This is a genomic window from Ruegeria sp. C10 (genome assembly GCF_056537805.1).
This window is the reverse complement of sequence record NZ_JBQFSC010000002.1, coordinates 914,438-935,487: the sequence shown is the minus strand read 5'-3', so window position 1 is coordinate 935,487 and position 21,050 is coordinate 914,438. Positions and strand designations below refer to the sequence as shown.

20 protein-coding genes are annotated in these 21,050 nt (G+C 57.6%); 12 read left to right on the top strand and 8 right to left on the bottom strand.

Translation table 11 applies throughout. The features are described 5' to 3' along the window. Complete coding sequence (gene cobT, locus ACR0DE_RS13005; RefSeq protein WP_480753583.1) at nt 1–1,011, top strand: nicotinate-nucleotide--dimethylbenzimidazole phosphoribosyltransferase; 1,011 nt, start codon at nt 1–3, stop codon at nt 1,009–1,011. Here the strand turns inward: cobT and ACR0DE_RS13000 are convergent. Together ACR0DE_RS13000 and ACR0DE_RS12995 are read right to left on the bottom strand one after the other, a co-directional pair. Next, entirely contained in the window at nt 1,008–2,891 is a 1,884-nt protein-coding gene (locus ACR0DE_RS13000; protein ID WP_170393396.1) for a monovalent cation:proton antiporter-2 (CPA2) family protein, read from the bottom strand. The two genes, cobT and ACR0DE_RS13000, sit on opposite strands and share 4 nt — an antisense overlap. Nucleotides 2,892–2,911: 20 nt before the next feature. Further along, nucleotides 2,912–3,367 (bottom strand): Lrp/AsnC family transcriptional regulator, encoded by a 456-nt coding sequence (locus tag ACR0DE_RS12995; protein WP_170405101.1) that lies wholly within the window; start codon nt 3,365–3,367, stop codon nt 2,912–2,914. A 147-nt stretch (nt 3,368–3,514) separates the two neighbouring features. Between ACR0DE_RS12995 and hppD the strand changes: the two genes are divergently transcribed. Beyond that, nucleotides 3,515–4,612, top strand: coding sequence for a 4-hydroxyphenylpyruvate dioxygenase (hppD, locus tag ACR0DE_RS12990; protein WP_170393394.1), 1,098 nt, complete (start codon nt 3,515–3,517; stop codon nt 4,610–4,612). A gap of 56 nt (nt 4,613–4,668) precedes the next feature. Here hppD and ACR0DE_RS12985 read toward each other — a convergent pair whose 3' ends face one another. Next, entirely contained in the window at nt 4,669–6,555 is a 1,887-nt protein-coding gene (locus tag ACR0DE_RS12985; RefSeq protein ID WP_480753580.1) for a hypothetical protein, read from the bottom strand. 164 nt (nt 6,556–6,719) lie between these two features. On the opposite strand from ACR0DE_RS12985, the gene ACR0DE_RS12980 reads away from it, so the two are divergent. Then, nucleotides 6,720–7,415, top strand: a complete 696-nt coding sequence (locus ACR0DE_RS12980) for an SIMPL domain-containing protein (protein ID WP_170421149.1) — start codon at nt 6,720–6,722, stop codon at nt 7,413–7,415. A 1-nt stretch (nt 7,416) separates the two neighbouring features. Here the strand turns inward: ACR0DE_RS12980 and ACR0DE_RS12975 are convergent, their stop codons facing one another. The 3 genes from ACR0DE_RS12975 to ACR0DE_RS12965 all read right to left on the bottom strand — a co-directional run bounded on the left by ACR0DE_RS12975 (nt 7,417) and on the right by ACR0DE_RS12965 (nt 10,492). Next, the gene (locus tag ACR0DE_RS12975; protein WP_170662233.1) at nt 7,417–8,127 is read right to left on the bottom strand and encodes a GNAT family N-acetyltransferase; all 711 of its coding nucleotides are present in this window, start codon (nt 8,125–8,127) and stop codon (nt 7,417–7,419) included. A 4-nt stretch (nt 8,128–8,131) separates the two neighbouring features. Next, the gene (locus ACR0DE_RS12970; protein ID WP_170393386.1) at nt 8,132–9,424 is read right to left on the bottom strand and encodes an O-acetylhomoserine aminocarboxypropyltransferase/cysteine synthase family protein; all 1,293 of its coding nucleotides are present in this window, start codon (nt 9,422–9,424) and stop codon (nt 8,132–8,134) included. Between the two features lie 72 nt (nt 9,425–9,496). Next, nucleotides 9,497–10,492, bottom strand: coding sequence for a hypothetical protein (locus ACR0DE_RS12965; protein WP_170817645.1), 996 nt, complete (start codon nt 10,490–10,492; stop codon nt 9,497–9,499). A 152-nt stretch (nt 10,493–10,644) separates the two neighbouring features. On the opposite strand from ACR0DE_RS12965, the gene ACR0DE_RS12960 reads away from it, so the two are divergent. The 3 genes from ACR0DE_RS12960 to preA all read left to right on the top strand — a co-directional run bounded on the left by ACR0DE_RS12960 (nt 10,645) and on the right by preA (nt 14,121). Further along, nucleotides 10,645–11,277: a cupin domain-containing protein gene (locus tag ACR0DE_RS12960; protein WP_480753578.1), complete on the top strand. Its 633-nt coding sequence runs from the start codon at nt 10,645–10,647 to the stop codon at nt 11,275–11,277. Nucleotides 11,278–11,436: 159 nt separating this feature from the next. Further along, nucleotides 11,437–12,771 carry an NAD(P)-dependent oxidoreductase gene (locus ACR0DE_RS12955; RefSeq protein ID WP_480753575.1) on the top strand — a complete coding sequence of 445 codons (1,335 nt, stop codon included), beginning with the start codon at nt 11,437–11,439 and terminating at the stop codon, nt 12,769–12,771. 45 nt (nt 12,772–12,816) lie between these two features. Continuing rightward, nucleotides 12,817–14,121 carry an NAD-dependent dihydropyrimidine dehydrogenase subunit PreA gene (preA, locus tag ACR0DE_RS12950; protein ID WP_480753573.1) on the top strand — a complete coding sequence of 435 codons (1,305 nt, stop codon included), beginning with the start codon at nt 12,817–12,819 and terminating at the stop codon, nt 14,119–14,121. A 51-nt stretch (nt 14,122–14,172) separates the two neighbouring features. Here the strand turns inward: preA and ACR0DE_RS12945 are convergent, their stop codons facing one another. Then, on the bottom strand, nt 14,173–14,319 hold the full coding sequence (locus ACR0DE_RS12945; RefSeq protein ID WP_480503159.1) for a hypothetical protein: 147 nt from the start codon (nt 14,317–14,319) through the stop codon (nt 14,173–14,175). Nucleotides 14,320–14,431: 112 nt separating this feature from the next. Beyond that, nucleotides 14,432–15,040, bottom strand: a complete 609-nt coding sequence (locus tag ACR0DE_RS12940) for a TetR family transcriptional regulator C-terminal domain-containing protein (protein ID WP_170393378.1) — start codon at nt 15,038–15,040, stop codon at nt 14,432–14,434. Nucleotides 15,041–15,211: 171 nt separating this feature from the next. On the opposite strand from ACR0DE_RS12940, the gene ACR0DE_RS12935 reads away from it, so the two are divergent. From ACR0DE_RS12935 to ACR0DE_RS12910, 6 genes are all read left to right on the top strand, one after another. Continuing rightward, nucleotides 15,212–16,462, top strand: coding sequence for a Zn-dependent hydrolase (locus tag ACR0DE_RS12935; protein ID WP_170662813.1), 1,251 nt, complete (start codon nt 15,212–15,214; stop codon nt 16,460–16,462). A gap of 92 nt (nt 16,463–16,554) precedes the next feature. After that, nucleotides 16,555–18,009: a dihydropyrimidinase gene (gene hydA / locus ACR0DE_RS12930; RefSeq protein ID WP_170393377.1), complete on the top strand. Its 1,455-nt coding sequence runs from the start codon at nt 16,555–16,557 to the stop codon at nt 18,007–18,009. A 55-nt stretch (nt 18,010–18,064) separates the two neighbouring features. Next, entirely contained in the window at nt 18,065–18,862 is a 798-nt protein-coding gene (locus ACR0DE_RS12925) for an ABC transporter ATP-binding protein (protein ID WP_170421163.1), read from the top strand. Then, complete coding sequence (locus ACR0DE_RS12920) at nt 18,862–19,293, top strand: GNAT family N-acetyltransferase (protein WP_170393374.1); 432 nt, start codon at nt 18,862–18,864, stop codon at nt 19,291–19,293. The genes ACR0DE_RS12925 and ACR0DE_RS12920 overlap by 1 nt, the downstream gene beginning before the upstream one ends. After that, nucleotides 19,290–20,207: an ABC transporter permease gene (locus ACR0DE_RS12915; RefSeq protein ID WP_480561692.1), complete on the top strand. Its 918-nt coding sequence runs from the start codon at nt 19,290–19,292 to the stop codon at nt 20,205–20,207. The genes ACR0DE_RS12920 and ACR0DE_RS12915 overlap by 4 nt, the downstream gene beginning before the upstream one ends. Beyond that, the gene (locus ACR0DE_RS12910) at nt 20,204–21,049 is read left to right on the top strand and encodes an ABC transporter permease (RefSeq protein ID WP_480561690.1); all 846 of its coding nucleotides are present in this window, start codon (nt 20,204–20,206) and stop codon (nt 21,047–21,049) included. The genes ACR0DE_RS12915 and ACR0DE_RS12910 overlap by 4 nt, the downstream gene beginning before the upstream one ends. The last annotated feature ends 1 nt before the right edge of the window (nt 21,050 follow it).

The window sequence follows — 21,050 nt, the reverse complement described above, 5'->3', positions numbered from 1 at the left end:
ATGCTGCCCGAACTCAATGACCTGAACAGTTTCCGCAATGCGCTGACCGGCGCACCCGGTCCGGACACCGCTGCCAAGCAGGGCGCGGAAGAGCGCAACGGTCAACTAACCAAACCGCCCGGCGCGTTGGGGCGGCTTGAGGATCTGGCGATCTGGTATGCAGGTTGGCGCGGGGATGCGCGGCCTCGGATCGATGCGCCGCAGGTCATCGTGTTTGCTGGCAACCATGGCGTAACTGCTCAAGGTGTCTCGGCGTTCCCGCCCGAAGTGACGGTGCAGATGGTCATGAATTTCGAACATGGCGGCGCGGCGATCAACCAGTTGGCAAAGGCTGCGGGCGCGAAGATGGACGTGCACGCGCTGGAGCTGGACCGTCCGACCGCAGATTTTACCCAAGCCCCCGCGATGAGCGAAGAGGAATTTCTAAGCGCACTGCACACAGGATGGCAGGCGGTTGATCCGCAGGCCGATCTGCTGGTTGTTGGAGAGATGGGGATCGGAAATACCACGCCGGCTGCCGCCATCGCTTGCGCGCTATTTGGCGGGGATGCTGCCGACTGGACTGGCCGCGGGACCGGTGTGGATGATGCAGGTCTGGCGAACAAAACCAGGGTTGTTGCGGAAGGCGTCGCTCTGCATGGTCAGGGCGATGGACTTCATATTCTAAGGTGCCTCGGCGGACGCGAGATTGCGGCTATGGCGGGTGCGATAGCCGCCGCGCGCGTATTGCGGATACCGGTAATTCTGGATGGATTCATCTGCACCGCAGCTGCAGCCTGTCTGGCGCAGATTTCGGAAACAACGCTTGATCACACCATCGCGGGCCACCAAAGCGCCGAGGGCGCGCATGCCGCGATGCTGGGCAAGCTCGGCAAGGAGCCATTGCTGACCCTCGGCCTGCGCTTGGGCGAGGGCTCGGGCGGGGCGTTGGCGATCAACATTCTGAAAAGCGCGGTTGCTTGCCATTCCGGCATGGCGACATTCGCTGAAGCGGGTGTGTCGGACGGTTAAGCCGACTTCTTGGCGTGTTCCTCGGCCAGTTCCAGCAGCGCGGTTTCCAGATCTTTTTCCAGTTGCCGCGCACGCTCGATGTATTTCTTGTTTTCGGCTGTGGGCATGCCGGGGATCCACAGTTCTGCAAGCTCGCGCACCGATCCCCGGTCGTGGTGATAAAAGGTTTGTTCAGCTTGTGCAGCCTCGTATTCACTGAGGCCAATGTTCTCCAATACATAGCGGCCCGCGCGTAGCGATCCGTCGAACATCTCGCGGACAATATCGTTGGCCCCTGCCTGATACAGTTCATAGACATGGTTGCGGTCGCGGGCGCGGGCGATGATGTGCAGATCGGGCCGCTGGCGGCGGGCATATCCGACGAGACGGGTGACCTGTTTGTAGTCATCCATGGCCGCGACAAGGACCGCTGCCTTTTCGATTCCAGCAGCGCGCAGCAATTCGGGGCGAGTGGGGTCGCCAAGGAAGCCTTTGACACCGAACCGTCGCATCAGCTGGATCGTTTCGATATCGTGGTCCAGAACAACTGTTTTAAACCCGCTTGCCTGTACCAGCCGGTTGACGATCTGCCCAAAGCGACCGATCCCGGCGATGATGACAGGGCCTTTTTCGTCGATCTGATCGGGTTCAACCTGCGGATTGCTCTCGCCGAGAAAGCGCGAAAGTACGTCGTAGACGATAAACAGAAGCGGTGTGATCAACATGGTCAGCGCGATGATCATCAACAGTTTTTGCGACAAGCCCGGCGGAATCACGTTCTGCTGCGTAGAAAACGCCAACAAGACAAAGCCGAATTCACCGGCCTGGGCCAAACCCAGCGTGAACAGCCAGTGATCGCGCCCGCGCAGCTTGAAGGCGCGCCCGACGATGAACAGGATGATCCCCTTGGCCAGTATGACCAGCAAGGCCAAACCGATCAGGTCAAACGGGTCGGCGAAGAAATACCCGATATCGATCCCAGCGCCCACGGTGATGAAGAACAGGCCCAGCAAAAGCCCCTTGAACGGCTCAAGGTCGCTTTCCATTTCGTGTCGGAACTCCGAACTGGCCAGAACCACTCCGGCCAGAAACGCGCCAAGAGCGGGCGACAGGCCCACAAGGGTCATCAGGAACGAGATGCCAACCACGATCATTAGCGCCAGTGCCGTATACATTTCGCGCAGGTGGGTGGCGTGGATGAAACGGAACAGTGGGCGGGTCAGGTAGATGCCGGCCAATACGACAAACGCGACGGCGCCAATGGTGACAAGCGTAACGGCCCAGCCGGGCAGACCTTCGACCAGCGAGAGTTTGGCGTGATAATCCGCGTCTTTGGCTATGCCTACGCCACGGCTGATGGAGCCGTCATCTTCGATGTGGATGCTTGCGGGCAGGGCAAGCAGCGGCAGGAAAGCTAGGATCGGGATTACGGCAATGTCCTGCGTCAGCAGGACCGAGAAGGTCGCTCGACCTCCGTTGGTTTGCATCAGGCCCTTTTCGGATAGGGTCTGCAGCACGATTGCAGTGGAAGAAAGTGACAAGGTTAATCCAACCGCCAGCGCCACCGACCACTGATGACCCGCATAGAACGCCACAGCTGCGATTGCGGCGGTCGACAGGCCGACCTGCAGCCCGCCCAAGCCTAACAATTTGTCCCGCATATCCCACAAGGCACGGGGCTCAAGCTCGAGCCCGATCAGGAACAGCATCATCACGACGCCGAATTCGGCCACATGCTGCAGGCTTTCCGTCTCGGCCCCGACAAGGCCCAAAATGGGACCAATCGCGATGCCTGCGGCCAGATAACCCAGCACCGATCCCAGACCCAGACGGGCGGAAAGCGGCACTGCGATCACCGCAGCTGCCAGATAGATCGATGCCTGATAAAGGAACTCGTTCATTATTGTCCTCTTAAATCCGCTCAGGTCGGGAGCGGCGCGTCGCGTTTCAATTGGTCCATTACGATCTGGCTTTGCACCCGTGCAACTGCAGGATGCGGCAGGATCACTTCGTGAAGCAAGGTATTGAGTGCGGATAAGTCGTCACAATAGACATGAAGCAGGTAATCTGCCTCACCTGTCATCGTCCAGGCGCTGGTGATCTCGGGGCGGGTGTTGACCATGCGGGCGAAGCCTGCGGATTGTTCGGGGCCATGAGTGCCCAGATGCACCTGAATGAACCCCTGAACCTGTAGCCCCAGCCTCAGCGGGTCCAGTCGTGCGGTGTACCCAGTGATATAACCCTCGGCCTCAAGGCGCTGTCGGCGACGGCCCGCCTGACTGGCAGATAGATTCAGCACATCACCCAATTGCTGCGACGTCAGATGCGCGTCGCGCTGCAAAGCTGCGAGTATTCCGATATCAATCCGATCCAGCACGTGCGGCGTTTCCCCAAAATTTGCAATCAATATGCGGAAAGTACGCATCTAAACTTAGTTTATACGAAAACAATGCGCAGAAACAGCACTCATTAAGGCGTATTTTTGAATCAGCAAAGAAATTCCTGTTTTCCGAGGAGACGCGCCATGGGTCCTTTCCCGCATAACGCCCCGAAATCTGTCATCAGCGAAGAAAACCCAGCCGGTACCGACGGGTTTGAGTTTGTTGAATTCGCACACCCCGAGCCGCAAGAGCTGCGAGACCTGTTTGCGCGAATGGGCTTCGACTATGTCGGCTATCACCGCAACACCCCCAAGGTTGAGCTTTGGCAACAGGGTGATGTAACCTACATCCTGAACGCGGATCCTGACAGTTTTGCAGCCAAATTCGTGGCCGAGCACGGCCCCTGCGCCCCTGCCATGGGCTGGCGCGTTGTTGATGCTCAGAAGGCCTATGAACACGCGATCGCCAAAGGGGCTGAGCCTTATGATGGCGCAGACAAGACCATGAATGTTCCGGCGATCAAGGGCATTGGTGGTTCGCTGATCTACTTCATCGATCAGTATTATGACACCTCGCCCTACAACGAGGAATTTGAATGGCTGGAGCAGTCAAAACCGCGCGGCGATGGGTTCTACTATCTCGATCACCTGACCCACAACGTGTTCAAGGGCAACATGGACAAGTGGTTCAAATTCTACGGCGACCTGTTCAACTTCCGTGAAATCCGCTTTTTCGACATTCAAGGTAAGTTCACCGGGCTTTACAGTCGCGCGTTGACTTCACCTTGTGGTCGCATCCGAATTCCGATCAATGAAGATCGTGGCGAGACCGGACAGATCGTCTCCTACCTGAAGAAGTACAATGGCGAAGGCATCCAGCATATCGCGGTGGGCAGCGACGACATCTACGCCTCGACCGATGCCATTGCCGAGAAGGGTCTGAAGTTCATGCCCGGTCCGAACGAGGCCTATTATGACATGTCTTACGACCGTGTGTCCGGCCATGATGAGCCCAAGCATCGGATGATGAAGCACGGCATTCTGATCGACGGCGAAGGTGTAGTTGATGGCGGTGAGACCAAGATTCTGCTGCAGATCTTTTCGAAAACAGTCATTGGCCCGATCTTCTTTGAGTTCATTCAGCGTAAAGGGGATGACGGGTTTGGTGAGGGCAACTTCAAAGCCCTGTTTGAATCGATCGAACGCGAGCAGATCGAGTCGGGTGAAATCTCGGCAGCCTAAACATGAATCAATGAAATCAACCGAGCGCCGTGTCTGACCGACATGGCGCTTTTTCTTTACCCGCGCGGCATCTTGAGCGTGATGTTCTTGCCGCGCTTCTGATAGCGCAACTCGCTGTCGCCGATGGCGATGACATTACCTCCGTCGATGCGATCGCCCACCTTCAGCTTTTTGTAGCGTCCGCTGGGCAGGCGGACCAAAGCACGGCGGTTTGCCGGGGTGCCGTACACGCCGATTAGGTTCAACTTGCGCAGGTTAATCGCGTTGTCGATGGTTGCTTGTCGCGCAACTGACGCGGAAGACGGAATTTTGGGATTGACCGTTCTGGGTTGGAACGAACCAACTTCATCGGCATTACTGGCCACATTTGCGGTCGAGGCCAGCGCTGCACTCCCAGAACTAGGTTGCCGTGTCGCGCGCGCCGTGATGCTGGCAGGCCTGATTTTTGGACGGGGTACCCGTACAACAGCCAGCGCAGTCGGGGTTTCATCGACCTGCGGAGGGGTTTGCAGAGACTCGGGCCGCAGCTTGGGCCGGACCGAGGCCAGTTCTTGCCGGGATCGACCGCCAAGTTGCTGGCGTTCGAATTGATCCACCAGATTTTCCGGGCGTGGCCGTGGGCGAAACGCCGCGAGTCTCTCATCGAACTCTTCTATGACAACGGGTTCTGTTTCGAACCTGGTTGGGGGTTCGGGGGGCACGGACGCGGGACGACCCAGATAAACCATTACACCGGCCGGGTTCAGCGTGCCTTCGGCACTTGGCGTCACAAGTCCGCGTTCATCCAGGTTGAACCGCTGCCCCGCTTGGCCTGGCAAAGAGATCGACTCAAAAGACGCATCTGTGTCGAGGCTGGCAAGTTCGGGTAGTGCGACGGAATCGGTCGACAGGTTCGAGCGATCGACCGATGTGAGATATTGATTATCCACGCCAGCCACAGGCGCTGGCTCCAGTTCTGAAGGTTCAACAGGGGCGGTGCCGGTAAACTCACGAAACTCGGTTCTGCTCTCTGGCAGATCAGCGATGTCTTCGACCGGCTCCGGTTCAATCTTCAGTGCTTCGAGAATGGCCTCGTCCGTGGGGGTGAGCACCGGTTCTTCCTCTGCCACTTCAGGTTCTTGTGGGAGGCTTGCGATCTCGGTTTCCTGAGGTTCGGGTTGTGCCTGCGGTTCTGCAGTTGCAATTTCTGGCTCTGGCTGCAGCTCGGGCTCTAACGGTTCGGCCACTTCGACAATTTCGGGGTCAGAGCTGTTGTAAGACCAGACACCCAGCAACATTCCAACCACAACCGACGCTGCGATCGCAGGAATTGCAAAGCGTTTCAGATCCGTTCCTGTCTTGGCAGACGAGGGCAGTGCTTTGGTAGCAGGCTCAAATGCAGGGGGGGCTGCATCTTCAGCGATGGCGTGAACCGGTATGTCCGGCGTATCAACGGGTTTGGGGGCCGCAATCACAGCGTCCTCATCCACAATGATCGGCAGTTCCAGAAATGGCGCGTCCAGAGCATCGTTGCCGGTTGCGCTGACCCAGAATGCCTCGGGGATAAAGCCATGATCGGTGGCAAATGCGCTGGCTTCGTCCAGCGTTTGCTGGGCCACAGCGGCAACTGGGGTCTCAGTCCCCGCGTTGCCCGCGACATAAGCCAGCTCTGATAGCTCATAGGGCGTGGCTGCGGCCAACGTATCCTTGACCTTTTTCGCCGCTGCATCGGTGTCCAAACCATCGGTGTCGACAACCAAGAGGCGCACCTGATCGGATGGAATAACAAGCTTGCAACTCAGGTCATTTTCCAGCGCGAATCCCTGATCCCGAAGGGCCTGCATCTGGTCCGCGAAATCCGACGCATCTAACGGAACGGTTCCAATGCAGTACCAGTCTCCATCCGACTGATGATGCAAGGAAATGCCGTTTTCAGAAAATGACAGCGCAAAGGCGGGTTTCATAATCGCGATGAACCATAATTGTCGGCTTTTATGCAAACGCTTAGATGTCTGCCCGCCGAGATTAGAGCAGGAACTCGCCGAGGGAAAGAAAAAGGCACGTTTCCCCCTTGCCGTGTACGGGCCCGACCACCCATCTTGAGAGCAAGCATCAAGGAGGGATCATCTTGAAGACACTTGCTTTTTTGGCCGCCATGGCCGCTGCCACCGCGACTCTGCCCGCCCATGCGGAAGAACGTCGCATCTCGGTCAGCGGGACCGGTACGGCTCTGGTTGCACCCGATATGGCAACGATAACACTGGGCGTGACCAATCAGGATGCGCAGGCATCGGTAGCGATGCAGGCGACCTCGGACGCGGTGACGCAGATCCTCAAACGACTGGACGAAATGGGATTGGAGGCGCGCGATGTTCAGACGCGCGATCTTTCGCTTTCACCGGTCTGGTCGGGGCGCAGCAATTCCAGCAATGAGCCACCCAAGATCACTGGGTTCACCGCGTCCAACCGCGTTTCGGTACGCGTGCGGGATCTGGATAATCTGGGCCAGATCATGGATGCGGTCATCAAGGACGGTGCCAATGATTTCGGCGGTCTGAGCTTTGGCGTGCAAGAGCCCAAACCGCTTGAGGCTGAAGCACGGGCCAAAGCTGTGGCAGATGCGACCGAGAAGGCGCAGCAACTAGCGCAGGCGTCCGGGGTTACGCTGGGTCCCGTCCTATCGATCAACGACCACGGCGGAGGTGTTCGCCCGATGGCTCAGATGCGCGAGATGGCGATGTCGGACGCCGGTGGCGTGCCGGTCGCAGGCGGAGAGATTTCCGTTTCGGTCAATATCGCGATGGAGTTCGAAATCGCGGAGTAAGCTACGATCCAACGCGGGCTTGCAGCGGTTGGCGCTGCTGGCCCGATGCATCGAAATTCCCCGGCGCAAGCCAGTTCTCGAATGCCGCGCGAATGCGCGGCCACTCGCTGTCGATAATCGAAAACCACGCCGTATCCCGGTTGCGTCCTTTGTAATGTGTCGCCTGCCGGAAGACGCCCTCGAACGTGAAACCCAAACGTTCAGCTGCGCGTTTTGATGGCGCGTTCAGCGCATCGCATTTCCATTCGTAGCGGCGATAGCCAAGCTCATCGAATACCCGGCGCATCATCAGATACATCACTTCGGTCGATTGCGGTTTACGCTGCAGCAGGGGTGAGAAATGGATGTGGCCCACTTCGATCGCACCCGCGGCTGGTTCGACTCGAAGGTACGAGGCCATCCCGACGGGTACCTCATCCGCGTCGAGCACTGTATGGAACATCGGGTCCGCATCCATGCAATTTGACTGCGCCCATGCGGTGAAATCCGCCTCAGAGTCGAACGGGCCGTAGGGAAGGTAAGTCCAATTGCGGCCGTCCATGTCATTGGCAAACGCCCGGTACAAGCCGGGCGCGTGCCTGTTTACATCCAATGGCACAACGGAACAGAACCGGCCCTGCATCGGTGTGTAAGGTGGCGTGGGGCGAGGGAACTCGCCCGTGACCGAAAAACCGATGGGTTGACCCAGTTCATTTGTGTTGTGCCCGGTCATCGGATCAGGCGCTGGCTTTGGACAGAGCCTGATCGAGATCAGCGATCAGATCGTCTGCATCCTCGATCCCGATGGACACGCGCACCACTCCAGGGCCTGCGCCTGCAGCTTCCTGCTGCTCGGGCGTCAACTGACGGTGTGTGGTCGAGGCCGAGTGGATGATCAGCGACCGTGCGTCGCCAAGGTTGGCCACGTGGCTGAAGATCTCAAGCGCGTTCACCAGCTTTACGCAGGCGTCATAGCCGCCCTTGACCGCAAAGGTGAACAGGGCGCCCGCGCCGCGCGGGTAGTGCTTTTTTACCCTGTCGCTATAAGGCGAGGATGGCAGGCCAGCATATGTCACGTAATCCACACGGTCGTCTGCCTCGAGCCACGCTGCTATTTTCTGCGCGTTTTCGACATGGCGCTCCATCCGTAGCGATAGCGTTTCTATCCCCATCAGTGTGTAATGCGCCGCCTGAGGGTTCATCGTCATGCCCAGATCGCGTAGACCGATCGCGATGCCGTGGAATGTAAAGGCGAGCGGGCCGAAGGTCTCGTGGAATTTCAGGCCGTGATAGGCGGATTCGGGTTCGCTGAGCGAGGGGAACTTGTCATTCGCCGACCAGTCGAACTTGCCCGAATCCACGATGCAGCCGCCGGTCACGGTGCCGTTGCCGGTCAGGTACTTGGTGGTCGAGTGAACGACCAGAGTCGCGCCGTGTTCAATCGGGCGGCACAGGTAGGGCGTGGCCGAGGTGTTGTCGACGATCAGCGGAATGCCTGCTGCGTCCGCCACATCCGCCAGCGCACGGATATCGGTGACATAACCGCCCGGGTTGGCGATGGATTCGCAGAACACCGCGCGGGTGTTTTCGTCGATAGCGTCCTTGACGGCGTCCAGATCATCGGTGTCGACAAACTTGGCCGACCAGCCAAAGCGTTTGATCGTCTGGCTGAACTGCGTGACCGTGCCGCCGTACAGACGGGTCGAAGCCACCACGTTGCAGCCCGGTCCCATCAGCGGGAACAGCGCCATGATCTGCGCCGCGTGACCCGAGGAACAGCACACCGCGCCAACGCCGCCCTCAAGCGTCGCCACACGTTCCTGCAGCACGGCAACCGTCGGGTTGGTCAGGCGGGAATAGATGAACCCCACTTCCTGCAGATTGAACAGCGCGGCGGCGTGGTCAGCGTCGCGGAAGACATAAGCGGTGGTCTGGTAGATCGGTGTCTGGCGCGCGCCTGTGGCAGGGTCGGGGCGGGCCCCGGCGTGAATTTGCAGCGTGTCAAAACCGTAGGTGGGTCCGTCAGACATCGAGGAAATCTCCTGTTGGAATGTGTGTTGCTGAATCTCTAGGACATTGGCTCGCCCGGCACAATGTCCGCGTCACCGCAGCCAAAGCCCCTTGGACTTGATCGTTTTGCGAATGACCTGTTCGCGTGCGGGCAGGTTGTTTCGGTCGAACAATGCCCGGATCTTCGCACCCTTGCGCTGTATCACCAGCTTCTTCAGTGGATCATAGCCTTTGAGCACTTTTTTGATCTTGTTCGGGGCCACGACGGTTTCCAATATCTCGACCACATGATCGCTTTCGCGGGCGTAGAGCATCGGGAACAGGCGATAGTGGCAGCTGATCCGACCATCCAGCAGGCCCTCGGGCAGGGCATCCCGTCCGCCACCGAAGGAATGGATGACCAGCGGCAAGGCGATCTGATCTAGCCACGGGTTCAGAACTTGCCCGGTCAGTTCGGGGATTTCCTCGTCGCGAATGGTGCGGGCATAGCCCATAAACCGCTCACCAAATTGGCGGGGGCATTTGTAGAAGAAATAACCGGCGTTAAAATACAGGTAGCGCCGCCAATAGCCCTCGGGCTGGCTGGGATCGAGAGAGCTTTCGAAATCTAGCCCGAACCGGTCATACAGTGCGCGCCAGATACCCTCATATCCTGGGCCGTAGAGCGTGGGTTTGGGCCATGTTCCCTCGACCCGAAGTGAGGCGCCGGGCTGTTCGAAATCGAACGGGACGTCGGAAATTTCGCCGGTGATCAGAGTGTCGGAGTCGAAAAAGGCAAAGGGCTCGCCCTCTGGCATCGCCAGCAAAGCTTCGATCTTGTTGCCATTGGGATAGCTCGAGCCAAAAGCATGAGATTCAAAAGGCAGAATCTCGGCACCCAGATGCTGCAGGGCTTCAAGAACTTCGGCATCCTGAATGCTGGGGTTCTGAGGCCAAAGAGGGCCGGGCTGTGGCACCCCGACGAACAGCCGACCTTTGAACCCTGGTGAGCTGTGGCGCAGCGAGGCAGCGAACAAAAGAGCCTCGTATTGCAGCCGGTTGTTTTGCCCGATGATGAGGATGTTGAATGTCGCCGGGCTTGCCTGCATCGTGTTGCGCTTTCTGATCGGGCCGGTATTCGGCCGCTGCCTCAACCGGAAGTACAACAAGCTGTGAAGGGCGTCAAAACCCCAAACATGACCGGTTTGCAAATCCGGCTCGTGCTCCCATCTAATGTGACAGCAACGCAGGAGGATTGCATATGCGGGTCAATGCAGATTTCACACAGCGGGTCGCCGTTCACTTTGATCAGACCGAATGGGTCGCGTCACCGGCTGCTGGCGTCGAACGCAAGATGCTGGACCGCATTGGCGAGGAAGTGGCGCGTGCCACAACCATCGTGCGCTTTGCCCCCGGCAGCGCGTTTTCGTCGCATACTCATGACGGGGGTGAGGAATATCTGGTGCTGGACGGAGTGTTCCAGGATGAAACCGGAGATTTCCCTGTCGGCAGCTATGTACGCAATCCCCCGACGTCCTCCCATACACCCTCGGCCAGCGAAGGCGCGACTATTCTGGTCAAATTGCATCAGTTCGACCCCGATGACCGCACCGAGGTTCGGCGCTCGATCAACGGGGGCGGAGATATCGATTTGTTCAAGGATGTGCATGAGGATGTCCAGGTGCAAACCTGGGGCGCGGGCGAACATATTGAATTGGACGCCAATAAGGGGTTTGAGGTCTTTGTTATCGAAGGTGGCTTTGCCGAGGCGGGCGAAGAATTTGGCACTTGGGACTGGTTGCGCTTGCCGCCTGGATCACGCTTTGCTGCTGTAGCAGGAGAGGGCGGAGCCCGTGTTTGGATCAAATCCGGCCACCTGGGCGGGATGGTCTGAGCCGCCGCTGCCAACAAAATAGGCAATTTCTGCCTGAATCCGGGCCATTCCGCCCGGATTTTTCATTTTTTGACCATTTGGCAAATTTTACCAATTGATAAAAAATCAGATTGTGGCAAGCTGGGGTCCATAACAAACATATCTACAGGGAGTAGAGTGATGGCACAGGGCCAGATGGCACCCGGGATCGTCTCCGGGCGGCTTTCCAGCGATGAGCTGACCTCGAATTTCACCGATCTGCATCCGCCACTGGCCCCGCACGAGGCCGCTGTGGCCGCCGATCGATGCTATTTCTGCTATGACGCGCCATGTGTGACGGCCTGTCCTACGGATATCGATATTCCGTTGTTCATTCGCCAGATTCAGGCCGGGCAACCGCAGGCGGCAGGGCAGACCATTCTGGAGCAGAACATTCTGGGCGGCATGTGTGCCCGGGTTTGTCCGACCGAAACTTTGTGTGAAGAGGCTTGCGTGCGTGAGACGGCCGAAGGCAAGCCGGTCGAGATCGGACGCCTGCAGCGTTATGCAACCGATGATGTGATGGCCTCGGGTGCGCATCCGTTCGAGCGCGCCGCATCAACCGGCAAGACAATTGCCGTAGTTGGGGCAGGGCCCGCCGGTCTGGCCTGTGCGCATCGTCTGGCGATGCTGGGGCACGATGTGGTGATCCACGAAGGCAAGCCCAAGCCAGGCGGTCTGAACGAATACGGGATTGCGGCGTATAAATCTACTAATGATTTTGCACAGGCCGAGGTCGATTGGCTGCTTAAAATAGGCGGGATCGCGATCGAGACCGGTTCGATTCTGGGAGAGACGATTTCTCTGGAAGGGTTGCAGGAGAACTATGACGCTGTTTTCCTGTCAATAGGACTTGCGGGGGTGAACGCACTGCGTGCTGATGGGGTCGATAAAGACGGGGTGCGCCCGGCGGTCGACTTTATCTCGGATGTGCGACAGGCCAGCGATCTGGTTGATCTACCTGTGGGTCGCAATGTCGTTGTGATTGGCGGTGGTATGACTGCCGTAGATGCGGCAGTGAAATCGAAACTGCTAGGCGCTGAGCACGTCACCATCGCCTATCGCCGAGGTCGCGACGCGATGGGTGCCAGCCGGTACGAACAGGATTTGGCGGCGTCGCATGGTGTTCGGATTCTCTGCAATGTTCAGCCGGTGGCCATTCACGGAAATGGTGCCGCAGCAGAGATCGAATTGGAGTATACTGCGAGCCATGATGGTCGACTGACCGGAACGGGTGAAACTGTCCGTGTGCCCGCCGATCAGGTTTTTAAGGCCATCGGTCAGACGCTTGACGGTGCGCCGGAAGGCCTAACGCTGGATGGCAATAAGATTGCCGTGACCGGGGCGGGACGCACTTCAATGACCGGTGTGTGGGCTGGCGGAGACTGTGCGGCAGGAGGCGAAGACCTGACCGTGACCGCCGTAGCCGAAGGTCGCGATGCCGCGATGGATATCCACGCTGCTCTGAGCGCGTGAAACTCAAAGACAAAGATGCAGAGCTGCATCAGGGAGGCCGGATAAATGGCTGATTTAACATCAAACTTTCTTGGAATATCAAGCCCGAACCCGTATTGGCTGGCCTCCGCGCCACCGACGGATAAGGAGTACAATGTTCGCCGCGCCTTCGAGGCCGGATGGGGCGGCGTAGTGTGGAAGACCTTGGGGGCCGAGGGGCCTCCGGTCGTGAATGTGAACGGCCCACGCTATGGCGCGATTTATGGCGCGGACCGCCGGTTGTTGGGACTCAACAACATCGAACTGATCACAGATCGACCGCTTGAGGTGAACCTTGAGGAAATGGCCCGCGTAAAGGCGGATTATCCAGATCGCGCCCTGATCGCCTCGATCATGGTGCCCTGTGAAGAGGCTGCTTGGAAGGCCATTCTGCCGCGTGTGGCTGAAACCGGTGCGGACGGGATCGAGCTGAATTTTGGCTGTCCGCACGGGATGAGCGAGCGGGGTATGGGGTCTGCCGTCGGGCAGGTGCCGGAATACATCGAAATGGTGACCCGTTGGTGCAAACAGTATTACGACCGCCCAGTTATCGTGAAGCTAACGCCGAACATTACGGATATCCGCAAACCTGCGGCGGCGGCGATGAATGGGGGCGCGGATGCGGTATCGCTGATCAATACGATCAACTCGATCACCAGTGTCAATCTGGACACGTTCAGCCCCGAACCCTCGATTGACGGTAAAGGCAGCCATGGTGGCTACTGCGGACCGGCGGTGAAACCAATCGCGTTGTCGATGGTGTCCGAGATTGCGCGGGCCAAAGCCACGCATGGGCTACCGATCTCAGGCATCGGTGGCGTCACCACTTGGCGCGATGCAGCAGAGTTTATCTCGCTGGGTTGCGGCAATGTTCAGGTCTGCACTGCAGCGATGACCTATGGGTTCAAAATCATCGATGAATTGACGGCTGGCCTGTCGGAATGGATGGATGAGAAAGGCTATGCCAATATCGACGAAGTGATCGGACGCGCAGTGCCCAATGTGACGGATTGGCAATATCTGAACCTCAACTACATCGCCAAAGCGAAGATCGATCAGGATCAGTGCATCAAATGCGGTCGCTGTTTTGCAGCCTGTGAAGACACCAGCCATCAGGCGATTTCGATGTCGGCGGATCGGGTGTTCGAGGTTATCGACGAGGAATGCGTGGCCTGCAATCTTTGCGTGGATGTGTGCCCTGTAGAGGGGTGTATTTCCATGGAGCCGATGGCCGCCGGAGCGGTTGATCCGCGCACAGGCAAGGTCGTTGATCCTGAATATGCCAATTGGACGACACACCCCAACAACCCCATGGCGAAAGCGGCGGAGTAGTCAGAGATTTTTCGTCGAAAAATCTTGGCGTAGAAAATTCGACGAATTTACTCAGAACAGAATGTCGATGGGTCCGTTGTGGCAGATGATGACATATTGATTGGCGGTGCGGATCAAATGGTATCCGCGCCGTTTCACTTCTGCCTGAAAAGCCGCGTGACCAACCTCCCGTTCGACCCAAGCAACTAAGCGTCGCACAACAGCTCCCGTTCGAGCAGATCGGGACGAGAAAAGCTGGGTGATCCAAGGCTCGGGATCTGAGCGATACGTCATCATGCTCCGAGCTTTTCTCAATAGGGTTAAGCGTTTCTTACGGTGTAAGCAGTTTTCGATAGAGCGTTTCTACGAACGGAACCGCGCCTTCGAAAGGGTCTTCTTCCCCAAGAATTGCCCGGACTTGAACATCGAAATCCGCATAATGCTGTGTCAGCGCCCAGATCGAAAAAATCAGATGATAGGGATGGACTCGTGCAATTTTGCCCTGAGCCATCCAGCTTGTCAGAATCGTGGTTTTTTCATCGACCAGTTTTTTGAGATCGCTGGACAAAGCTTCATGAATGCGCGGCGCGCCCTGAACAAGCTCATTGGCAAAGAGGCGGCTCTCGCGCGGCAGGTCGCGGCTCATCTCAAGCTTGCGTTGGATATAAGACAGTATTTCTTCCAGCGGGTCGCCATCCTCATTCAACGCGTGCAGGGGAGCGAGCCAGACTTCAAGCAGACCCGACAACAGGGCTGTATGGATCGCTTCTTTCGATGGAAAATAATAGAGCAGATTGGGCTTGCTTAGCCCCGCCTCAGCTGCAATTTGGTCGACGGTTGCGCCGCGAAAACCGTGGGCTGAGAACACATTCAGGGCCGCCTCGAGAATCGCTGCTCGGTTCTTTTGCTGAATCCGGGTTGGGGCGCGGTCTTTGGGCATGTTCACCTGTTGTCCTTTTTTCGGCCAGTTGGGCGTCAATTATGTCGAAAATTCCGGCAGGCCACTGCAATTTCTTGACTGATGTCGAACCCGTGATAGCGTGAGTTTGACCAGATGGTCAAATCAAGACACCAAAAGCGAGCCAAATCGCAAGCAACAGGGAAGAACATGATGGCAGCTCCGGCGCAGAATCTCAGGATCAATGGCGACAGGTTATGGGACAGCCTGATGGAGATGGCCAAGATCGGCCCAGGCGTCGCGGGTGGCAACAACCGTCAGACGCTAACGGACGAGGACGCCGAAGGGCGCGCGCTGTTTCAGAAATGGTGCGAGGATGCCGGTTGCTCGATGGGGCTGGACCAGATGGGCAATATGTTTGCCCGACGAGAGGGAGCGGACCCCGAGGCTCTGCCGGTTTATGTAGGGTCGCATTTGGATACGCAGCCCACAGGTGGCAAGTATGATGGCGTTCTTGGCGTGCTTGGTGGGCTGGAGATCATTCGCACGCTGAATGACCTGGGCATCAAGACCAAGCACCCTATTGTGGCCACCAATTGGACCAACGAAGAAGGAACGCGATTTGCCCCGGCGATGTTGTCTTCGGGGGTGTTTGCCGGAATGCACACTCAGGACTGGGCTTATGCACGTGAGGATGCCGAAGGAAAGAAGTTCGGAGATGAACTGAACCGCATCGGTTGGCGCGGCGATGAAGAGGTTGGTGCGCGCAAGATGCACGCTTTCTTTGAGTTGCACATTGAACAAGGCCCGATTCTGGAAGCTGAAGGTAAGGATATTGGCGTTGTAACCCATGGTCAGGGTTTGAGCTGGACCCAGGTTACCGTGACCGGCAAGGATGCGCATACTGGGTCTACACCGATGCCGATGCGCAAGAATGCCGGGCTGGCGATGGCGCGTATTCTTGAGAAAGTGGACGAGATTGCATGGTCGCATGCACCTCATGCCGTGGGTGCGGCGGGGCATATCGATGTCTATCCGAACTCACGCAATGTGATCCCCGGAAAGGCAGTGTTCACGGTCGATTTTCGCTCGCCCGAGTTGGACGTTATCACTGATATGGAGAACCGTCTGCGAGTCGCAGCTGAAGATATCGTCGAAGAGATGGGGCTGCAGATCGAATTCGAGAAAGTGGGCGGTTTTGATCCGGTGAAGTTTGATGAAGGTTGCGTGGCGGCGGTGCGCGATGCGGCTGAGCGGTTGGGGTATTCGCATACGGATATCATCTCGGGCGCCGGGCATGATGCCTGCTGGATCAACCGGGTAGCGCCAACGGCGATGGTGATGTGCCCATGCGTTGATGGGTTGAGCCATAATGAAGCTGAGGAGATCAGCAAGGATTGGGCTGCAGCCGGGGCGGATGTTCTGCTGCATGCGGTCGTTGAGACAGCAGAGATTGTGGAATAGGGGGCTCTGCCCCCGTCGCCCGATGGGCGGCTCCCCCGGGGTATTTTTAGCCAGATGAAGCAAGCGGCGTAGACCGCATCAGGGAGTTTAACATGAGCACTGTAATCAAGAACGGAACCGTTGTGACCGCTGATCTGACCTATAAGGCGGATGTAAAGGTCGAAGGTGGTGTGATTACTGAGATTGGGCCGGACCTGCGAGGTGATAAGGAACTTGATGCATCGGGCTGTTATGTCATGCCCGGAGGGATTGACCCGCACACGCATCTGGAAATGCCGTTTATGGGAACCTATTCCAGCGATGATTTCGAAAGCGGCACGCGCGCAGCGCTGGCAGGCGGGACCACGATGGTTGTGGATTTCGCGTTGCCTAATCCGGGCGAAAGCCTGTTGGACGCCCTGAAGCGTTGGGACAACAAGTCTACGCGCGCGAACTGTGATTATTCGTTCCATATGGCGGTGACCTGGTGGGGCGAGCAGGTGTTTGATGACATCAAAACCGTCATCGAGACGCGCGGCATCAACACGTTCAAGCATTTCATGGCCTATAAAGGCGCACTGATGGTGAACGACGATGAGCTTTTTGCCTCGTTCAAGCGTTTGGCCGAGCTGGGCGGCACTGCGATGGTGCATGCCGAGAACGGCGATGTGGTTGCTGAGCTGAGCGCGAAACTGCTCGCCGAAGGCAATACTGGACCAGAGGCACATGCTTATTCCCGCCCACCGCAGGTGGAAGGTGAGGCAACCAACCGGGCGATCATGATTGCAGATATGGCGGGTGTGCCGCTCTATGTGGTGCATACTTCCTGTGAGGAGGCGCACGAGGCCATCCGGCGCGCCAAGATGCAGGGCAAGCGGGTTTGGGGCGAACCTTTGATCCAACACCTGACATTGGATGAGAGTGAATACTTCCACCACGATTGGGAGCACGCTGCACGTCGGGTCATGAGCCCTCCGTTCCGGAACAAACAGCATCAGGACAGCTTGTGGAACGGTTTGCAATCGGGAACTCTGAGCGTCGTAGCAACGGACCATTGTGCCTTTACGACCGAGCAGAAACGATATGGCGTGGGTGATTTCACCAAAATCCCGAACGGGACCGGAGGGCTGGAGGATCGGATGCCGATGCTGTGGACCCATGGGGTGAATACCGGGCGATTGACACCGAATGAGTTCGTGGCCGTGACTTCAACTAATATTGCCAAGATATTGAATTGTTACCCGAAAAAAGGTGCGGTTCTCGTGGGAGCGGATGCTGATCTGGTGGTTTGGGATCCGGACAAGGCCAAGGTGATCTCGGCTGATACGCAGCAGTCGTCGATCGATTACAACGTGTTCGAAGGCAAGGAAGTGCGCGGGTTGCCCCGGTTCACGCTGACCCGCGGTGCGGTGGCCGTACATGATGGCGAGATTCAGACTCAGGAAGGGCACGGGAAGTTCGTGGCACGTGAGGCCAATACCCATGTGAACAAGGCGCTGAGCACCTGGAAAGAGTTGACAGCGCCCCGGCCTGTTGAGCGGACAGGTATACCGGCAACGGGAGTATAAACCCCTTGGGTCGCCTTTCTGGCGATCCGGGTCTGAGCTTCTTCAAGGCAATGGAATGAATACAGAAAATACTACTCAGCCCGTTATTGAGGCAAGGCAGCTGGATCTTACATTTCAGACGAATGATGGGCCTATTCATGCGCTGAAAGATGTGAACTTGTCGATTGGCAAGGGGGAGTTCGTTAGTTTTATCGGCCCCTCGGGCTGCGGCAAGACGACGTTCCTGCGCTGTATCGCAGCGCTGGAAACACCGACCGGCGGGACCCTGACCGTGAATGGCATGACGCCTGACGAAGCACGGCGAAAGCGCGCTTATGGGTATGTGTTTCAGGCGGCCGGGCTCTACCCGTGGCGGACCATTGCAAAGAACATCAAGCTGCCGCTTGAGATCATGGGCTATTCCTCCGCCGAGCAGGAGGAACGCGTTAGAAAGGTTCTGGAACTTGTTGATCTTGATGGATTTGGCGGTAAGTTCCCCTGGCAGCTCTCGGGCGGGATGCAACAGCGGGCCAGTATTGCGCGGGCCTTGGCATTTGATGCGGATATTCTGCTGATGGACGAACCGTTCGGTGCGCTGGATGAGATTGTGCGCGACCATCTGAACGAACAGCTTCTGGCATTATGGGCGCGCACCGAGAAGACCATCGGTTTCGTAACACATTCGATCCCCGAAGCGGTGTATCTCAGCACCAAGATCGTGGTAATGAGCCCTCGGCCTGGCCGGATCACGGATGTGATCGATAGCCCTCTGCCGAAAGAGCGGCCTCTGGATATCCGTGACACGCCCGAGTTTATCGAAGTCGCCCACCGCGTGCGAGAAGGATTGCGAGCGGGTCATGGGGATGATGTGTGATGGCGGATAAAGGCATCAGACGGGCATCCCGCGAAGATGTGGGGGATTGCGCGCGCATCATCGCGACCTGGGCCGCGCAGACCGATTGGATACCCGAGGAATTGCCAGAAGAAAAGCTGGCGGATCTGATCCTTGAGGCGTTTCCGAACAGGGACATCTGGATCGCAGGTGATCCGATTGATTGCTATATGTCTGTCGATCCGGTCGAACATAAGGTTGGTGCGCTGTATTGTTTGCGCACTGGGCAGGGCATCGGCAAGCAATTGCTGGATAAGGCGAAGGAGGGGCGCGACCATCTTTGGCTGACCACACATGTGCCAAATGTCGACGCGCAACGGTTTTATCGGCGCGAGGGCTTTGTTGAGACGGGAAGAGAGCCTCCGGTGCCACCTGACACGGTGCCTGTCATTCGGATGGAGTGGCACGCATGAAGCAGATCATTGCAGTCCTCACCGTGATCGCCGCCATTGTCGTTGTCTGGTACGCGGCCTGTATTCCTATGAATATCAAAGGGGTTCTGACTGAACAGGAGCGCGTGGGTGCTGAAGTCCAGCCACCTTCAGCCAAGGATCGCCGGGACATGGGTGAGATCGGTCTGGCCTTGAACAACGCGTTTGCAATCCCAGCCACATGGGAGCAGGACCGCCCCCGTCTGCCTGCACCCCATCAAGTTGGGATTGAGTTGTGGGAAACCACGATTGAGAAAAAAATCACCTCGAAACGCTCTCTGATTTATCATGGCTGGGTCACGCTGAGCGCCACGATGCTGGGTTTTGCTATCGGAACCGGGTTGGGCATCCTACTGGCGGTCGGGATCGTGCACAGTCGGGTGATGGATCTGTCGGTGATGCCCTGGGCGATCGTTAGCCAGACCATTCCTATCATTGCGCTGGCTCCGATGATCATCGTTGTTCTGTATTCTGTTGGGGTTCAGGGGATCATTCCGAAGGCGATCATTTCGGCGTATCTGAGTTTCTTCCCCGTCGTCGTAGGCATGGTAAAAGGGCTGCGCAGCCCGGATGCTATGCAGTTGGATTTGCTGCGAACCTACAATGCCAGCCGTTCGCAGGGGTTTTGGAAACTGCGCCTGCCGGCCTCGATGCCCTATCTCTTCACATCGCTGAAAATTGGCGTCGCTGCTTCGCTGGTCGGGGCCATTGTTGGAGAACTGCCGACCGGGGCTGTTGCCGGGTTGGGTGCACGGCTGCTGGCCGGTAGCTACTATGGCCAGACGGTACAGATCTGGTCGGCGCTGTTCGCTGCGGCCATTCTCGCCGCCTGTCTCGTCGGGTTGCTGGGGCTGATCGAGCGGACCGTCCTGAAACGAATGGGGATGGCACAATGATACCTATTCTTGGTGCAATCGCAGTCTGGTTATTGGGCTGGTGGTTGAACAGCAGTCTGGCCAGCGGACCCTATTCTGACACACGGATGGTGCGGTTTCTTGCGCCCCTGATCTTCGGTCTGACCGTGATTGGCATCTGGGAACTGGTGGTGCGTGGACTAGAAGTGCCCTTGGTCATCCTGCCCGCACCATCGGTCATCTGGGACCGTTTCTGGGACAGTTTGCCGACACTTTGGGCTGACTTTGTTCAAACGATCATCAAGGGAGCACTCAGCGGCTACATCATCGGCTGCGGTTCGGCCTTTCTCATGGCAATTGCCGTGGATAGATGGGATTTCCTGCGCCTCGGGCTTCTTCCCGTCGGCAACTTCGTTGCAGCGCTGCCGATCGTGGGCACCGCACCCATTCTAGTGATGTGGTTCGGGTTCGACTGGCATTCCAAGGCGGCGGTCGTCGTAGTGATGGTGTTCTTCCCGATGCTGGTGAACACGGTGGCAGGGCTGCGCGAAGCCACAACGATGCAGCGCGATCTGATGGAGACCTATGCCGCCACCTATTGGCAGAGCTTCCTGAAACTTCGCCTCCCCGCCGCTATGCCATTTATTTTCAACGGGCTAAAGATTTCTACCACTCTGGCGCTGATCGGCGCTATCGTGGCTGAGTTCTTTGGCTCCCCCACATTGGGCATGGGCTTTCGGATATCGACCAGCGTCGGGCAATTGTCGCTGGATATGGTGTGGGCCGAGATTGTGGTGGCCGCGCTGGCGGGGACGGCCTTCTATGGCGTAGTGGCGATGATCGAAAAGGCGGTGACCTTCTGGCATCCGTCGCAGCGAGGATAAA

Excerpts from the sequence above, each read along its gene's own strand:
- ACR0DE_RS12925 (WP_170421163.1), top strand. The coding sequence starts at position 18,065 with ATGAATACAGAAAATACTACTCAGCCCGTTATTGAGGCAAGGCAGCTG.
- ACR0DE_RS12920 (WP_170393374.1), top strand. The coding sequence starts at position 18,862 with ATGGCGGATAAAGGCATCAGACGGGCATCCCGCGAAGATGTGGGGGAT.
- ACR0DE_RS12935 (WP_170662813.1), top strand. The coding sequence starts at position 15,212 with ATGGCAGCTCCGGCGCAGAATCTCAGGATCAATGGCGACAGGTTATGG.
- ACR0DE_RS12955 (WP_480753575.1), top strand. The coding sequence starts at position 11,437 with ATGGCACAGGGCCAGATGGCACCCGGGATCGTCTCCGGGCGGCTTTCC.
- ACR0DE_RS12910 (WP_480561690.1), top strand. The coding sequence starts at position 20,204 with ATGATACCTATTCTTGGTGCAATCGCAGTCTGGTTATTGGGCTGGTGG.
- ACR0DE_RS12940 (WP_170393378.1), bottom strand. The coding sequence starts at position 15,040 with ATGCCCAAAGACCGCGCCCCAACCCGGATTCAGCAAAAGAACCGAGCA.
- ACR0DE_RS13000 (WP_170393396.1), bottom strand. The coding sequence starts at position 2,891 with ATGAACGAGTTCCTTTATCAGGCATCGATCTATCTGGCAGCTGCGGTG.
- cobT (WP_480753583.1), top strand. The coding sequence starts at position 1 with ATGCTGCCCGAACTCAATGACCTGAACAGTTTCCGCAATGCGCTGACC.
- ACR0DE_RS12965 (WP_170817645.1), bottom strand. The coding sequence starts at position 10,492 with ATGCAGGCAAGCCCGGCGACATTCAACATCCTCATCATCGGGCAAAAC.
- ACR0DE_RS12915 (WP_480561692.1), top strand. The coding sequence starts at position 19,290 with ATGAAGCAGATCATTGCAGTCCTCACCGTGATCGCCGCCATTGTCGTT.
- hydA (WP_170393377.1), top strand. The coding sequence starts at position 16,555 with ATGAGCACTGTAATCAAGAACGGAACCGTTGTGACCGCTGATCTGACC.
- ACR0DE_RS12970 (WP_170393386.1), bottom strand. The coding sequence starts at position 9,424 with ATGTCTGACGGACCCACCTACGGTTTTGACACGCTGCAAATTCACGCC.
- hppD (WP_170393394.1), top strand. The coding sequence starts at position 3,515 with ATGGGTCCTTTCCCGCATAACGCCCCGAAATCTGTCATCAGCGAAGAA.
- preA (WP_480753573.1), top strand. The coding sequence starts at position 12,817 with ATGGCTGATTTAACATCAAACTTTCTTGGAATATCAAGCCCGAACCCG.
- ACR0DE_RS12985 (WP_480753580.1), bottom strand. The coding sequence starts at position 6,555 with ATGAAACCCGCCTTTGCGCTGTCATTTTCTGAAAACGGCATTTCCTTG.
- ACR0DE_RS12975 (WP_170662233.1), bottom strand. The coding sequence starts at position 8,127 with ATGACCGGGCACAACACAAATGAACTGGGTCAACCCATCGGTTTTTCG.
- ACR0DE_RS12960 (WP_480753578.1), top strand. The coding sequence starts at position 10,645 with ATGCGGGTCAATGCAGATTTCACACAGCGGGTCGCCGTTCACTTTGAT.